The sequence below is a fragment of the Frankia sp. CgJB1 genome (genome assembly GCF_977947065.1).
This window is the reverse complement of record NZ_CDWTNB010000099.1, coordinates 1-14,354: the sequence shown is the minus strand read 5'-3', so window position 1 is coordinate 14,354 and position 14,354 is coordinate 1. Positions and strand designations below refer to the sequence as shown.

The window sequence follows — 14,354 nt, the reverse complement described above, 5'->3', positions numbered from 1 at the left end:
CTTCAACGTCTGAGCAGCCTCCCGACCGCTATGGCCGGACCGCGAAGGAATGCGAGTCCGGAAGTAGCTTTGGGATCAACGGCCGCCTCTACAGCGAGGCTGTGGCCGCGGCCTGAAGATCTCCGGCGGCCGTGGTCACCGCGCTAAACGAGCTGCCGGGTGCCCCGGGTGGCCGCGGCGACGACCGCCTCGACCGGTCCTCGCATCCCGCTCGCCCGCCAGGCGGTGGCGACGGTCAGGGCCACGGCCGCCTGGAGCAGGAAGGACGGCGTCGGGTCCGCGGGGAGGAAGGATGCGGACATCACGATCACGTGGGCGCAGTAGAGGGTCAGCGTCATCGATCCGACGGCGATGAGCGGGACCAGCATCAGGGGCGGCAGCAGCCGGCTCAGGAGCAGGACGAACCCGAGCAGGGCGACCGCGGTCGCGTTGGTGTGCAGCAGATCGACGGGCGTGGACGAGTGCGGGGTATCGACGGCCAGCCACCACCAGGTGTTCGTCGGGGTGCTGCCGTACAGCCCGGCGTCGAGGATGGAGCGCACCGGCAGCGGCCTGACTCCCGCGACCTCGACGGGATCGACGGATTCGAGTGCGGCCATGCCTGCGGCGTGCCGGAGCAGTGCCCAGGAGGCCAGCGACGCCGCCGCGGCGATCGTGCCACCCCCCGCGAGCAGGGCGGCGGCGACCCGCGTGGACCGTAGATCCAGCCGGCCGGCCGCGAGTCCCACACAGAGATACCCGAGCCAGGCGAGCGCCGGATAGAAGCCGGTGAAGCCCATCTCCAGGGTCAGGCTCACCGGGTGGGTGAACACCCGGCCGAAGGTTGGGTCGTCAAGGGTCGGGGACGGCAGATGGTCCCGGCTGAGGAGGCCTGCGGCCGGGACGACCGCGAACGCCAGCACCGTGACGACGACCAGCGCTCCGAGCGGAGCCCGCAGCAGCGGCACGGCCAGGATGAACATCAACGCGTAGTAACAGAGGATCACCGCGATGCCAGAGTGGGTGTAGCCGAGGGCGAGGCCGATCGTCCCGATGCAGGCCGCTCGTGCCACAGTCGACGTGCGCGCCTGTGGCGCCGGCAGCCGGCCGGTCGACAACGCCAGCGCCACCCCGGCGAGTACCGCGAAGGCCGCCGAGGCCCGGCCGGAGGCGAGCAGATGCGCGGGGGTCGCCGCCCCGTCATCCTCGACCGCGGGATAGACGTGCGTCGCGACCATGCCGATCAGGGCGATGCCCCGCGCCGCGTCGACTCCGCGTAGGCGGCCTCCCCCGGGGGCCTGCGGGTAACGGGGCTGAAGCATCGCGGGCACGCCCTTCACACTGGTCTCCGGGCGGGGGTAGGTTTCGTCCGGCCCGCCGGGAGTATCTCCGGGCCGATGCGGGCACCGCGACCGTGGCTCGGCAGTCAACGACTGATGAGTGGCAAGGAGAGGGGGATGGCGTGATCTGCCATCTGGTGGGCCGGTCCGAGTGGGCGGCCGGGGCTGGCGGGTACCGCCCGGCGAGCCTGGCATCCGAGGGGTTCATCCATTTCTCCGCCCCGGAGCAGGCCGTGGCCACCGCGAACCGGTACTACGCCGGGCATGCGGACCTGCTGCTGGTCGTCGTCGACCCGGAGTGGCTGAGCGCGGAGCTGCGCTGGGAGCCGCCGGCGGCCGGGGCGCCCGCCGGCCAGGCGCCCGCGGGGGGCACGCCCGCGCCAGGGGAGCTCTTCCCGCATCTCTATGGGATGATCGACACCGGCGCGGTGACGATCGTCGTACCGTTCCCGCCTGATCCGGATGGTGTCTTCAGGATGCTGCCCAGCCTCTGGTGATCTCCAGATCTGTTCGGTACGAGACGTCTGTTCGGTACGAGAGCTCAGTACGAGACACCGGCCGAGTACAGGATCTGTGAGATCCTGCGGGCCAGGGCCACGTCCAGCTCGGTGACGCCGCCGACCGAGTGGGTCCAGACCGTGAAGGTCGTTGTTCCCGGGCCCCGCTCGACGACCGGATGATGGTTCATCGCGTCCGCTGCCTGCATGACCTCGGCCACGATCGCATCGGCCTCGTCCCCGTCCAGCATGATCTCCAACTGGATCCGGTCGGCGTCGCCGATCCAGCCGGGTAGTGCCGCCAACGCCTCGGCGACTTCGGTGGTGTCCAGTCTGCTCGGCATACCGATTCCCTCCGGCTGGTGATTCTCTGATTCTCTGGCTTGCGGTCCGACGTCCCGCTGCTGGGCGAGCCGTCCTGGTGGAGCCACCCGAAAGGCTCATCAGACACGATCCGCCGGGAACGGATCCACGGCTGGCCGGACTCTGGGAGAGTCCGGCACCATGAACGCGGATGTGGAGGGCTTGGATGCCCTCCCTTCTACCCATGGACGACGGCGTGGAACACCCGAGGACCGGGACGGCAGCGACGTCCCGGTGGTGAGGGGACGTCTGGTCGTCGCCGTCGCGCTGCTCGACGATGATCGCCGGGTGCTGGCCGCCCGGCGCCGGGAACCGCATCCCTATGCCGGGATGTGGGAGTTTCCGGGCGGCAAGGTCGAGCCCGGCGAGCACGAGCTCGACGCGCTCGCCCGGGAGTGCCGGGAGGAGCTCGACGTCGAGATCGAGGTCGGTCCGCCGCTCGGCGAGGTCGGGCTGTCCAGCCCCGGGTGGGTGCTGCGGGTGTGGCTCGGCCGGGTGACGCGCCGGCAGCCCCAGCCCGTCGAGCATGACGAGCTGCGCTGGCTCGGCGTAGCCGAACTGGACGATGTCCGGTGGATGCCGGCCGACGGGCCCCTGGTGGCGGAGTTGCGCCGCGTGCTGTCGACTCCCGGATCGCTTTTCTGAACGCCGGCGACGGGAGGTCGCGGACCGGTGAAGCCCGTTGTAGCCGTGGCATCCGTACCATGAGTGGCGGTGCGACCGTTGCCGGTGTACGCGTGACGGGCAGATCGTCGTGCCGCGGCGCCGACACCATGGCGGGCACCCGCCAGAACGTTCGCGTCACCGGTTCATGCGTTACCGTCGTTTCATGCGGTGACGTCGTCGTCGTTGTTGCGGGGTCGCGAACCCCATGTCCGCCCCGGAGCGCATCACCGTGTCTCTTCGTGCCGATCTTCGAAACGTGGCAATCATCGCCCATGTCGACCACGGCAAGACCACCCTCGTTGACGCCATGCTGCGCCAGTCCGGCGCGTTCGGCGAGCATGCCGAGCTCACCGACCGCGTGATGGACTCGATGGACCTGGAGCGTGAGAAGGGCATCACGATTCTCGCGAAGAACACCGCGGTCCGTTACGGCGACATCACGATCAACATCGTCGACACGCCCGGTCACGCCGACTTCGGCGGTGAGGTCGAGCGCGGCCTGTCGATGGTCGACGGCGTCCTGCTGCTCGTGGACGCGAGTGAGGGCCCACTGCCCCAGACGCGCTTCGTCCTGCGCAAGGCGCTCGCGGCGCGGCTGCCGGTGGTGCTCGTCATCAACAAGGTGGACCGGTCGGACGCCCGGATCACCGAGGTGGTCGACGAGACCTACGAGCTCTTCCTCGACCTCGACGCCGACGAGGACCAGATCGACTTCCCGATCGTCTACTGCAACGCGAAGGCGGGCCGTGCCTCCACCACCCGCCCGGCCGACGGGGTGAGCCCGGACTCACCCGATCTCAAGCCGCTGTTCGACCTTCTGCTGGAGACCGTGCCGGCCCCGTCGTTCGATCCGGACGCGCCGCTGCAGGCCCTGGTCACCAACCTCGACGCGTCCCCGTACCTCGGCCGGCTCGCGCTGTGCCGGGTGCACAGCGGCACGATCAAGCGTGGTCAGCCGGCGACGCTGTGCCGGGCCGACGGCAGCCAGCAGCGCGTCAAGATCAGCGAGATGCTGATGACGCAGGCGCTCGAGCGGGTGCCGGCGGAGTCGGCCGGGCCGGGCGACATCATCGCCATCGCTGGCATCCCCGACATCACGATCGGGGAGACCCTCGCCGACGCCGATGATCCCCGGCCGCTGCCGGTCATCACCGTCGACGAACCGTCCATCAGCATGACGATTGGCATCAACACCTCCCCGCTCGCCGGCCGTTCCGGCAAGAAGCTGACGGCACGGCTGGTCAAGAACCGGCTGGACGCCGAGCTCATCGGCAACGTGTCGATCCGGGTACTGCCCACCGAGCGGCCGGACACCTGGGAGGTGCAGGGCCGCGGGGAGCTGCAGCTCGCCGTGCTCGTCGAGCTGATGCGGCGCGAGGACTTCGAGCTGACCGTCGGCAAGCCGCAGGTCGTCACCCGCATTGTCGACGGCAAGATCCACGAGCCGGTGGAGCGCCTCACCATCGACGCGCCCGAGGAGTTCCTCGGCACGCTGACCCAGCTGCTCGCGCTGCGCAAGGGCCGGGTCGAGCAGATGGTCAACCACGGCACCGGCTGGATCCGGCTGGAGTACCTGGTCCCGGCCCGCGGGCTGATCGGGTTCCGGACCGAGTTCCTCACCGAGACCCGCGGTACCGGGCTGCTGCACCACGTCTTCGACCGGTACGAGCCCTGGTTCGGGGAGCTGCGCACCCGGGCGACAGGCTCCATGGTCGCCGACCGCAGCGGGGTGGCGACCGCGTACGCCCTGTTCAACCTCCAGGAACGCGGCACGATGTTTGTCGGGCCGACGACCGAGGTCTACGAGGGCATGATCGTGGGTGAGAACTCCCGGGCGGACGACATGGACGTCAACCCGACCAAGGAAAAGAAGCTCACCAACATGCGTTCATCCACCGGCGACGAGCTGGTCCGGCTCACCCCGCACCGGGTACTCACCCTTGAGCAGGCGTTGGAATTCTGCCGCGAGGACGAGTGCGTGGAGGTCACCCCGGGCTTCGTGCGGCTGCGCAAGGTGGCGCTGACCGCCGCCGAACGCGAGAAGATCCGCTCCCGCCGCCGAGCCTGAGCCCGGTCCCCAGATTGCGGCAAAGTCGCCCGTAGGGTCGTCAATGTGACGACAGTTGCCCCATCATCACCCTCTACTGCGCCACTTCCCGCCCGGCGGGCGATGTTCGCGCACGCCTACCCCGATGACGAGGTGATCTCGACGGGGATCGCGCTTGCCTCGTACGCCGCCGCCCCCGACACCCACGTCACCCTCGTGACGTGCACATTGGGGGAGGAGGGAGAGGTACTGGTGCCCGAGCTGATCAATCTGCAGGCGGATCGGGGCGATCAGCTCGGCGGCTACCGGATCGGCGAGCTGGCCGGTGCCTGCGCCGCGCTCGGCATCACCGACCAGCGTTTTCTTGGCGGTCCCGGGCGTTGGCGGGACAGCGGGATGATCGGTACCCCTGCCAACGACCATCCCCGCTGTCTGTGGCGGGCGGACCTGGACGAGGCCGCGGCGGAGCTGGTGCGGATCGTGCGCGAGGTCCGGCCGCAGGTGCTCGTCAGCTACGACGCCCGCGGTGGTTACGGGCACCCCGATCACATCCGGGCCCACGAACTCACCCGGAGGGCCTTCACCGACGCCGCCGACCCGTCCTTCGCCCCGCAGGCCGGTCCGGCCTGGCAGGTCGCCAAGCGCTACGAGACGGCGCTGGCGCGGTCGAGCGCCGTCGCGGGCTTCGAGTACTTCCGCGATTCCGCCGCTGAGAGCAGCCCGTTCGCGGGTCTGAAGTCCGTGGACGAGCTGGGGATGACGCTTGTCGACGATGCGGACATTACGACCGAGCTCTCCGCTCCCCACTTCTTCGAGGCGAAGATCGCCGCCATGCGGTCGTACCGGACACAGATGAGCGTCGACGGGTTCTTTTTCGCGCTCGCCGACGGCATCGGTCAGCGAGCCTGGAGTGTCGAGCACTTCGTGCTGGCCGAGGGCGCCCGGGGGCCGGGGGACGGTCCGGGCGAGCGGGAGCGGGACCTGTTCGCCGGTCTCGTGTGTGAGTCCTGATCGACTCCAACGCCCCGGCCCGCTGACGACCTGGCCCGCTCGCCCGCCTGCCGGCCGCGGTGGCACAGGCACCTCGGTGGGAATGTTCTGGACGGCCCCGTGTTCGTAACGCTGTAATCAATGTAAGTGTGGCGTCGGCCGAGGAGGTCGGATGCGGACCACACGTGCCAGGGGAGACGGACCCGACCCGGCGCGGCCCGGCGGTTCCCCGCCGGTCGAGCCGCTGGACGCCTATTCCGCGGTCGTGACCCGGGTGGCCGCGGCGCTGACCCCGTCGGTGGCGAGCCTACGGGTGCGTACCCGGAGCGGCGCGGGGGCCGGTTCCGGGGTGGTGTTCACCGACGACGGGTTCCTGCTGACCTCCGCGCACGTCGTCGAGGGGCATCGGGCCACCTCCGGAGCGTCGGTCGGGCTGGCGCAGTTCGCGGACGGCACCGAGCGCGAGGTCGACCTGGTGGGTGCCGATCCGCTCTCGGACCTGGCCGTGCTGCGGGCCCGGGGCACGACCCCGCCGGCTGCCGTCCTCGGGGACGCCGCGGGTCTGCGGGTCGGCCAGCTCGTCGTGGCTGTCGGCAACCCGCTGGGGCTCACCGGCAGCGTGACCGCCGGGGTCGTCAGCGCCCTCGGCCGGTCGTTGCCGACCCGTTCGGGCTCGGCCGTGCGGGTGGTCGACGAGGTGATCCAGACCGACGCGGCCCTCAACCCGGGTAACTCCGGCGGGGCGCTGGTCACGGCCGACGCCCGGGTGGTGGGGGTGAACACCGCTGTCGCCGGTGTCGGCCTGGGGCTGGCCGTCCCGGTGAACGACACGACGAGGAAGATCCTCGCCGCGTTGATGCGCGACGGCCGGGTCCGCCGGGCGTACCTGGGGGTCGCGGGGGCGGGCGTTCCGCTGCCGCCCGCCGTGGCCGAGCGGATCGGGCAGCGCCACGGTGTCTGGCTGGCCGAGGTGGTTGTCGGCAGCCCGGCCGGGATCGCCGGGCTGTTCACCGGGGATCTCGTCCTGTCGGTGGCCGGGACGCCCGTCGTTACCCCGGGTGATCTCCAGCGACTGCTGACCGAGGGCACGATCGGCCGGTCAGTGGAACTCACGGTGTGGCGGCGGGGCGCGTTGGTGGACGTGATCGTCGTACCCGCCGAGCTGGTGACCGCCTGAGGACCGGGCGGGCCCGGCGGACGATGTCCTACTGTCGGAGAATGCCCCGTCCCAGCGCCGGTCCCCGCCGGACGCCGCCCTCAACCCGGTTGTCCCGACAGCCGGCGCGGCCGTCGTTGCAACCGTCCCCGGACCCGCAACCCGGCAGGGCCTTTCTGACCGCCTCCTACACACTGGGGGTATTTCTGGGGGTCGGGCTGGGTCTCTACGGCGTCTTCCTCGTTCCCGCCGGTCCGCGGCCGGGGGGGATGCTGCTGTCGCTCGGCGTACTGGTCGCGCTGGTGGGCAACGGGGGTGCCGCGCTGCTGGTGCGGTGGCTGACGGGCACCCGGCTGGGACCCACGACCGTGCTCATCGGCTGGGCCGTCGTCGTGCTGCTGTTCGCCAGTTCCCGCCCCGAGGGGGACCTGTTGTTGCGGGCGAGCGGATTCGGGTACGCGTTCCTGTTGCTCGGGGCACTGAGCCCGATCGCGGTTATCGTCCTCGCCGGGGCACGGCGGGGGCTCGCGGTGCTTCCTCCCGGTCGCTGAGCACCGGTCCGGCCACCCGGTCGTCCGGTCACCCGGTCGTCCGTCTCGCCCTGGGAGATGTCACCGGCTCTTGTGATGTGGGAGATGTCACCGGCCCTTGGGGACTGTCGCCCACGTGGTGAGCCCACGCGGTGAGCGGAGCGGGTAGCGTGGTCGGGTGGGCAGTCCTGCGCACCGTGGAGAGAACCGGGCCGGCGCGCCCGCCTCCCAGACCTCCCAGACCCTCCAGGCCGACCGGCCGACGCTGCGGACGGCGGACTTCCGCAGGGCGGTCGGCAGGTTCGCTACCGGAGTGACGGTCCTCACGACCGTCGCCGACGGTCGCCATCTCGGCATGACGGCGAACTCGTTCGTCTCGGTCTCCCTCGACCCGCTGCTGGTGCTCGCCAGCATCCGCCGGGACGCCCGCTTCCATGGTCCGCTCATGGCCTCGGGGGTGTGGGGAGTCTCGGTGCTTGCCGAGGACATGGCCGAGACGTCGCGCTACTTTGCGAAACGCGCGTATGACCAGCCCGGCGACATGTTCGCGGGATGGGAGCACTCGATCGGGCCAGAGACCGGAGTGGTCCTGTTCGACGGCGCGCTGTCGGTCTTCGAGTGCCGGACAGTCACGACCCATCCCGGGGGGGATCACACCCTCGTCCTCGGTGAGGTCGTTTCGTTCGCCCAGCCGCGGGACGATGTCGGACCGCTCGTCTTCTACGACGGGCGCTACCTCGACCCGGTGGGTGCGGATACGGGAGGAACAGAGGCGCGGAGGGAAACAGACGGTTCCCGAAGCTAACGGGCGATTCCCGAGGCGAGCGGGCGGTCTCCGGGGCTAGTTGAGCCGGGCGCGGGCCGCGGCGGCGGCTTGGCGGGCGGCCGCCGCGGCGGCCGGCTCGACCGCGGCCACCGTGTTGGCGAACGCGGCCAGATCGGTGGCCCCGCCGAGAAAGTCGCCCAACCGGACGCGGAGCTCGCCGCGCTCCCGGCGCAGGCTCGCCGGGTGGTGGGGGAGCAGCAGGGACAGCTCGACGGCCCACAGCCGCATGTGCGGCGCGTCCGAGCGCGCCCCGAGGACCCGGATGTTGCCGAGGATCCGGGTGAGCACATCCTGCGCGCTCATCGGGGCGAGGTGGGCACGGGTGAAGGCGAACCCGGCCGCGCGTACCTTTTCTGCGGCGTCGTGCACCGTCAGTAGCCGGCCGGCGGCGAACGGATCGACGAGCACGTGGTCCTGGGGGGAACCCACCGCGACCACGACGTGCCCCGGAAGCCCGACGGGATAGGCGGGGACCCCGAGCCGGGCGGCCACCTCGAGCCAGACGACGGAGAGCAGGATCGGCAGGCCGCGCCGCCGGCGCAGCACATCGGGGAGCAGCGAGGAGCGGAGGTCGGTGTAGTCGTCCTCGGCCCCGGCGAAGCCGGCGGCGAGCCCCAGGGACTCGTGCAGCGTCTCGGCGGCGATCCTCGGGTCGAAATCCCCCGCTCCCGGGCCGACCCCCTCCAAGCGCCCCGCCGCCTCGGATCCGGATCCCGGCTGTGCCTGCCCGGGTGGTGCCTGCCCCGGTGCGCCGGTCTGGCGTGCCATCGGCGTACCGTGGTCGGCCCGGGGGAACCGGGACCGTCGGCTCGAGGTCGTCCGCGCGGCGAGCAGTGGACGGGCCTGCGCGGCGAGTGTGTCGAGGGCGTTCAGGGTGGCGGTGGCGTCGGGGATGTCGGCTGCCGGGTCGACCTCGGCGGTGAGCAGATGGCAGGCGACCGCCAGGTCGATCGGCTCGCGGCGCACGACCTCGGCGAACCTGCCGCGGCTGCGGGTGCTCACGAGAGCTCGCTCGGAGCGTTCACGCCGGGGGCAGCCGCCTCCGGGGCAGCCGCTCCTGGTGGGGCAGCCGCCTTCGAATCGGGCGCCTCTGGATCGGGCGTGTCCGGATCGGGCGGGTCCGGGACGGTCGTCCCCAGGACAGTCGCCTTCGGGGTAGTCGTATTCGGGACAATCTCCGTGAGAGCCGTCGCACCCGGGACATTCCGCGTACGTCGTGTCGGTGGGCGGGGTGGGATGACGCGTGCCGCTACGACGGCATCCTCGGTAACCTGGACGGGTGTGCCCTCGGCAGTGACAACCGTGAGCACACCCGATGACCATGACCGCAACGTTCCGAGAACATCACTGAGAGATACCGGTCCGGGGATGCGGTGGCGGAGCATAACTCGCGCGCCGATATCGGCCGGAGTGATGCGGACGACATACACCACCAGCGCACGCCCTTGTTGTCGACACGGAACTGTCCAGGTCGATACTAAGGACTCAGTCGCCCGTGAGCCCGAGGAGGAAAAACCGGTGACCTACGTCATCGCAGAGCCCTGCGTCGATGTCAAGGACAGGGCCTGCATCGAGGAGTGCCCGGTCGACTGCATCTACGAAGGCGGACGGATGCTCTACATCCAGCCTGACGAGTGCGTCGACTGTGGTGCCTGTGAGCCGGTCTGCCCGGTGGAGGCCATCTACTACGAGGACGACGTTCCCGATCAGTGGAAGGGGTACACCGACACCAACGCGAACTTCTTTGAGGAGCTCGGGTCGCCTGGCGGCGCATCGAAGGTCGGCGCCTTGGACTTCGACCCGCCGACGGTCGCCGCGCTGGCTCCTCAGGGCGAGTCCTGAGCGGCCCTGGGAGACCCGGCAACATCTCCGGAGTCCCGCGGTCACCGGCCCGGTCCCGGGTGCGGCTGCCCGACTTCCCGTGGGACCAGCTGGTCTCCTTCAAGGAGAAGGCCCGGCTGCATCCCTACGGGTTGGTCGACCTCTCGGTGGGTACTCCGGTCGACGCCGCGCCGGCCGTCGTGCAGCAGGCGCTGGCCGGCTCCGCTGACGCTCCGGGGTACCCGCTGACCGCGGGTACCCCGGAGCTGAGCGAGGCGGCGGCCGGCTGGCTGGCCCGCCGGCTCGGCGTGCTCGTCGACCCGGGCGCGGTGCTGCCTGTGCTCGGGACGAAGGAACTGGTGGCTCAGCTCCCCGGTCAGCTCGGGCTCGAACCTGGTGACCGGGTGTGGGTGCCGACTCCGGCCTATCCGACCTACGAGGTCGGCGCGCTGCTCGCCCGCTGCGAACCGGTGGTGGGCCCGGCCGACGGGGTGACCCTGATCTGGTTGAACTCGCCGGGGAACCCGACCGGGCGGGTGCTCACGGTCGACGAGATGCGCGCCGTGGTCACCTGGGCGCGGGAGCGCGGTGTGATCGTCGCCAGCGACGAGTGCTACATCGAGCTGGGCTGGGAGAGCCGGCCCGTCTCGGTGCTGCACCCCGACGTGTGCGGCGGCTCCCACGAGGGACTGCTGGCGGTGCATTCGCTGTCGAAGCGGTCCAACCTCGCGGGATACCGGGCCGGGTTCGTCACCGGTGACTCGGCCCTGGTCGAGGGCCTCCTCGCGGTCCGCAAGCACGCCGGCTTCATGATGCCGACGCCCGTGCAGGCCGCCATGGCGGCCGCGTACGCCGACGACATGCATGTGGCGGATCAGCGGGCGCGCTACGCCAACCGGCGGGCCGTCCTCGCGGCGGCACTCGCGGTCGCGGGATTCACCATCGATCACAGCGAGGCCGGCCTCTACCTGTGGGCAACCCGGGGTGAGGACGCCTGGGCCACGGTGGACGCGCTGGCCGAGGTCGGGATACTCGTCGCGCCCGGGACGTTTTACGGGGAGGCTGGCCGGTATCACGTCCGGATCGCCCTGACCGCTGCGGACTCGCAGGTGGCGACCGTTCCCGAACGGATGACGATGCTGTCGCCGGTCGCCGCCACGGGGCAGCCCGACTACGGCGCTCGGCCTGGCCACGGCGCTCGGCCCGACTACGGTCAGTCGATCGCTCAGGGTAGCTATGGGGGCGCCGAGCCGGACATCCGTTAGCACCCGGCCCGGATCCGTGGCCCCGCTACCTCGCGAGGCCGGGGCCACCTCGTAGGGTCGGGCTTGTGAGCGCCTCGAACACATCCCTCGACTCTCCGATCGATCCCGCCGTCGACGAACTGTGGGAACGGCGGGCGGAGCTGAACACTGACGACGCCGACGCCCGCAAGATCGTGGTGGCCGCCGTCGACGCCATCGATGCGGGCGTGGCCCGGGTCGCCACGGTCACCGCGGGCGGCTCGGTCGCCGTTGACGAGCGGGCCAAGCGGGCGATCCTGCTGTCCTTCAAGGTTCTCGCCATGGTCGAGTCGTCCGCGGGTGACTTCCGCTTCCATGACCGGGTGCCGCTCAAGACCCGATTCGACGGCGTGCGGGTGGTACCGGGCGCGATCGTGCGCTGGGGCGCGCACGTCGAGCCCGGGGCCGTCCTCATGCCGAGCTACACCAACATCGGCGGCTACGTCGGTGCCGGCACCCTCGTCGACACCTGGGCCACGGTCGGGTCCTGCGCCCAGGTCAGCCGCAACGTGCACCTGTCCGGTGGGGCCGGGCTCGGCGGGGTTCTGGAGCCGCCGAACGCGGTCCCTGTCGTCGTCGAGGACGACGCCTTCGTCGGCAGTCGCTGCATGGTGGTGGACGGCGCGCGGGTGCGCCGCGGGGCCAAACTCGGCGCCGGGGCGATCCTGACCGCCTCCACCCATGTCTTCGACGCCACGACCGGCGCGGAATACCCGCGCGGGGAGATCCCGGAGCGGGCGGTCGCGGTCGGTTCCAACCGGGTGAAGTCGTTCCCGGGCGGGGAGTTCGCGATGCCCTGCATCCTGGTGCTGCGGACGCTCGCCGAGGGCGAGATCCACGACAAGCTGGCGCTGAACGACATCCTGCGGGAGCACGGCGTCGCCGGCTAACGATCCTGTCACCGGTTAACGATTCGCTGGCCCGGTGGCCGTAGGGTGACGGCATGAGCCTCGACCTCACGGCGCCCGTCGGCGAGCTGACCCGGGCGCTGGTCGACGTGCCCTCGGTAAGTGGGGACGAGGCCGCCCTCGCGGATGCGGTGGAGAAGGCGCTCACCGCGGTGGACGGGCTGCGGGTCGACCGGGACGGTGACGCCGTGGTGGCCAGGACCGAGCTGGGGCTGCCCGGCCGGATCCTGCTCGCCGGCCATCTGGACACCGTTCCGCTGGCGGGCAACCTGCCCTCGCGTGTGGTGGGCGGGCGGCTCTACGGCTGCGGGACCTCGGACATGAAGGCAGGGGTCGCGGTCGCGCTGCGGCTCGCGGGCACGCTCCCGGTCGCCACGCCCGGCGCGATGAGTCACGACGTCACCTGGGTTTGCTATGACCACGAGGAGGTCGAGGTGGCCCGCAACGGGCTGCGCCGGCTCGCCGCCCGGCACCGGGACTGGCTGGCGGCGGATCTGGCCATCCTGATGGAACCGACCTCCGGCGAGATCGAGGCGGGTTGCCAGGGCACCCTGCGGGTGGTCGTGACGCTCCCCGGCACCCGGGCGCACTCGGCCCGGTCGTGGCTCGGGGACAACGCCATCCACAAGGCCGGCGATCTGCTCCGCCGCCTCGCCGGCTACCGGGCGCGGACGGTGACGCTGGACGGCTGCACTTACCGCGAGGGGCTCTGCGCGGTGCGGATCGACGGTGGGGTAGCGGGCAACGTGATCCCCGACCGGTGCCAGGTCACGGTAAACTTCCGGTTCGCCCCGGACCGCGGCCCCGACGAGGCGGTGGAGCATGTCCGCGAGGTGTTGGGGGGCTACGACGTCGAGGTCACCGATCTCGCTGGCGGGGCGCTGCCCGGGCTCGCCGCCCCGCCCGCGGCGGCGTTCGTCGTCGCCACCGGTCGAGTGCCGGTGGCGAAGTACGGCTGGACGGACGTGGCGCGCTTCGCCGAGCTCGGAATCCCGGCGCTCAACTACGGGCCGGGCGATCCCAACCTGGCCCATACCCGGGACGAGTACGTCGAGCTCGCCGCGATCGACGAGGCCGAGCGGCTGCTACGGGCGTACCTGTCCGGTGTTGCTTGACCGTGGTGTCGCTGGACGCCTAGTTGCGATTTTTGTTACGCGTATGAGTCATCGTGGGTTGACGCCGTGGATCCTCCCATCTCGGCACGTTAGAGTTACGCGCGTACGTGCAGTGCCGGTCGGATGGGGGGTCCGGATGGTCGGTGGTGCGGCGGGTTCGGGGGCTCGGCACCAGGCCGGGGCGCGTCGATACACAGGTGACACGCGTTGTCGGCGCCAACCAGTGTTCTCCCCGTCGTCGGTCCGAAGATGTTGCGGCCGTGGGGGGTCTGCCAGGTGACGGACACTGTCTTCAGCCATGCACAGGTGGGATTGGCCGCGGGGCCGGGCACGGATGCCATCCCGAAACCGCTCGACGGGGCCGATGGGCCCGCCTGGTACGACCGCTACGAGGTGGGCGCGGACCGAGCGTCCGACGGTGCCGTCGGCTACCGGGCGAAGGTTCGCTGGGAACGGCCGTACGGCTGGCTGCTCGTGGGCTCCGACGCGGCCGCCTGCGTGGTCGCGGCGGGAGTGGCCCACCTGGTCCGGTTCGGCGGACTGGTCGAGTTCGACCTGAAGCCGGTCTCCGCGACGCCGTATGTCGCCATGTCGATCCTGCTGCCCGTCGCATGGGTGTTGTCGATGTACCTGAGCCGGGCGTACGAGAGCCGGTTCCTCGGCAGTGGCTCGGAGGAGTTCCGCCGGGTCCTCAACGCCGCCGCGCAGCTCACCGCGGTGGTGGCCGTCCTGTCCTATGCGACCAAGGCCGAGCTCGCGCGTGCCTACGTGCTGATCGCCTTCCCGGCGGCGCTGCTGCTGACCGTGGCCGGCCGCGCCGCCGCGCGCGGCTA

The 14,354-nt window shown here is 71.0% G+C and carries 14 protein-coding genes and 2 pseudogenes; 12 read left to right on the top strand and 4 right to left on the bottom strand.

Annotated features, from left to right (window positions below; all coding sequences use genetic code 11):
- Positions 1-143: 143 nt before the first annotated feature.
- Positions 144-1,319, bottom strand: coding sequence for a heparan-alpha-glucosaminide N-acetyltransferase domain-containing protein (locus AC08OT_RS12605; protein ID WP_476593181.1), 1,176 nt, complete (start codon positions 1,317-1,319; stop codon positions 144-146).
- 122 nt (positions 1,320-1,441) lie between these two features.
- On the opposite strand from AC08OT_RS12605, the gene AC08OT_RS12600 reads away from it, so the two are divergent.
- Positions 1,442-1,816 (top strand): DUF952 domain-containing protein, encoded by a 375-nt coding sequence (locus AC08OT_RS12600; protein ID WP_476593182.1) that lies wholly within the window; start codon positions 1,442-1,444, stop codon positions 1,814-1,816.
- 44 nt (positions 1,817-1,860) lie between these two features.
- Here the strand turns inward: AC08OT_RS12600 and AC08OT_RS12595 are convergent, their stop codons facing one another.
- Positions 1,861-2,160 (bottom strand): 4a-hydroxytetrahydrobiopterin dehydratase, encoded by a 300-nt coding sequence (locus tag AC08OT_RS12595; protein ID WP_462187153.1) that lies wholly within the window; start codon positions 2,158-2,160, stop codon positions 1,861-1,863.
- A 160-nt stretch (positions 2,161-2,320) separates the two neighbouring features.
- Between AC08OT_RS12595 and AC08OT_RS12590 the strand changes: the two genes are divergently transcribed.
- The 6 genes from AC08OT_RS12590 to AC08OT_RS12565 all read left to right on the top strand — a co-directional run bounded on the left by AC08OT_RS12590 (position 2,321) and on the right by AC08OT_RS12565 (position 8,373).
- On the top strand, positions 2,321-2,824 hold the full coding sequence (locus tag AC08OT_RS12590; RefSeq protein ID WP_476593183.1) for a (deoxy)nucleoside triphosphate pyrophosphohydrolase: 504 nt from the start codon (positions 2,321-2,323) through the stop codon (positions 2,822-2,824).
- 250 nt (positions 2,825-3,074) lie between these two features.
- The gene (gene typA / locus AC08OT_RS12585; RefSeq protein WP_476593184.1) at positions 3,075-4,913 is read left to right on the top strand and encodes a translational GTPase TypA; all 1,839 of its coding nucleotides are present in this window, start codon (positions 3,075-3,077) and stop codon (positions 4,911-4,913) included.
- A 102-nt stretch (positions 4,914-5,015) separates the two neighbouring features.
- A complete protein-coding gene (mshB, locus tag AC08OT_RS12580; RefSeq protein WP_476593192.1) occupies positions 5,016-5,903 on the top strand; it encodes an N-acetyl-1-D-myo-inositol-2-amino-2-deoxy-alpha-D-glucopyranoside deacetylase in 888 nt (295 codons plus the stop codon).
- A 151-nt stretch (positions 5,904-6,054) separates the two neighbouring features.
- On the top strand, positions 6,055-7,059 hold the full coding sequence (locus AC08OT_RS12575) for a S1C family serine protease (RefSeq protein ID WP_476593185.1): 1,005 nt from the start codon (positions 6,055-6,057) through the stop codon (positions 7,057-7,059).
- A gap of 41 nt (positions 7,060-7,100) precedes the next feature.
- Positions 7,101-7,589, top strand: coding sequence for a DUF6113 family protein (locus AC08OT_RS12570; protein WP_476593186.1), 489 nt, complete (start codon positions 7,101-7,103; stop codon positions 7,587-7,589).
- A 157-nt stretch (positions 7,590-7,746) separates the two neighbouring features.
- Positions 7,747-8,373, top strand: coding sequence for a flavin reductase family protein (locus AC08OT_RS12565; protein WP_476593187.1), 627 nt, complete (start codon positions 7,747-7,749; stop codon positions 8,371-8,373).
- 36 nt (positions 8,374-8,409) lie between these two features.
- Here the strand turns inward: AC08OT_RS12565 and AC08OT_RS12560 are convergent, their stop codons facing one another.
- Both AC08OT_RS12560 and AC08OT_RS12555 read right to left on the bottom strand, forming a co-directional pair.
- Positions 8,410-9,396 carry a transglutaminase family protein gene (locus AC08OT_RS12560; protein WP_476595821.1) on the bottom strand — a complete coding sequence of 329 codons (987 nt, stop codon included), beginning with the start codon at positions 9,394-9,396 and terminating at the stop codon, positions 8,410-8,412.
- Entirely contained in the window at positions 9,393-9,824 is a 432-nt protein-coding gene (locus AC08OT_RS12555) for a putative acetyltransferase (protein ID WP_476595825.1), read from the bottom strand. Before AC08OT_RS12555 ends, AC08OT_RS12560 begins: the two co-directional genes overlap by 4 nt.
- 88 nt (positions 9,825-9,912) lie before the next feature.
- Between AC08OT_RS12555 and fdxA the strand changes: the two genes are divergently transcribed.
- The 5 genes and pseudogenes from fdxA to AC08OT_RS12530 all read left to right on the top strand — a co-directional run.
- A complete protein-coding gene (fdxA, locus tag AC08OT_RS12550; RefSeq protein ID WP_011438232.1) occupies positions 9,913-10,236 on the top strand; it encodes a ferredoxin in 324 nt (107 codons plus the stop codon).
- Positions 10,237-10,295: 59 nt separating this feature from the next.
- A pseudogene (gene dapC, locus AC08OT_RS12545) lies at positions 10,296-11,453 on the top strand (succinyldiaminopimelate transaminase); the annotation flags it as partial.
- 92 nt (positions 11,454-11,545) lie between these two features.
- Positions 11,546-12,388 (top strand): 2,3,4,5-tetrahydropyridine-2,6-dicarboxylate N-succinyltransferase, encoded by an 843-nt coding sequence (locus tag AC08OT_RS12540; protein WP_476593190.1) that lies wholly within the window; start codon positions 11,546-11,548, stop codon positions 12,386-12,388.
- A 53-nt stretch (positions 12,389-12,441) separates the two neighbouring features.
- Entirely contained in the window at positions 12,442-13,521 is a 1,080-nt protein-coding gene (gene dapE, locus AC08OT_RS12535; RefSeq protein ID WP_476593191.1) for a succinyl-diaminopimelate desuccinylase, read from the top strand.
- A 276-nt stretch (positions 13,522-13,797) separates the two neighbouring features.
- Positions 13,798-14,354: pseudogene (locus AC08OT_RS12530) on the top strand (sugar transferase); the annotation flags it as partial.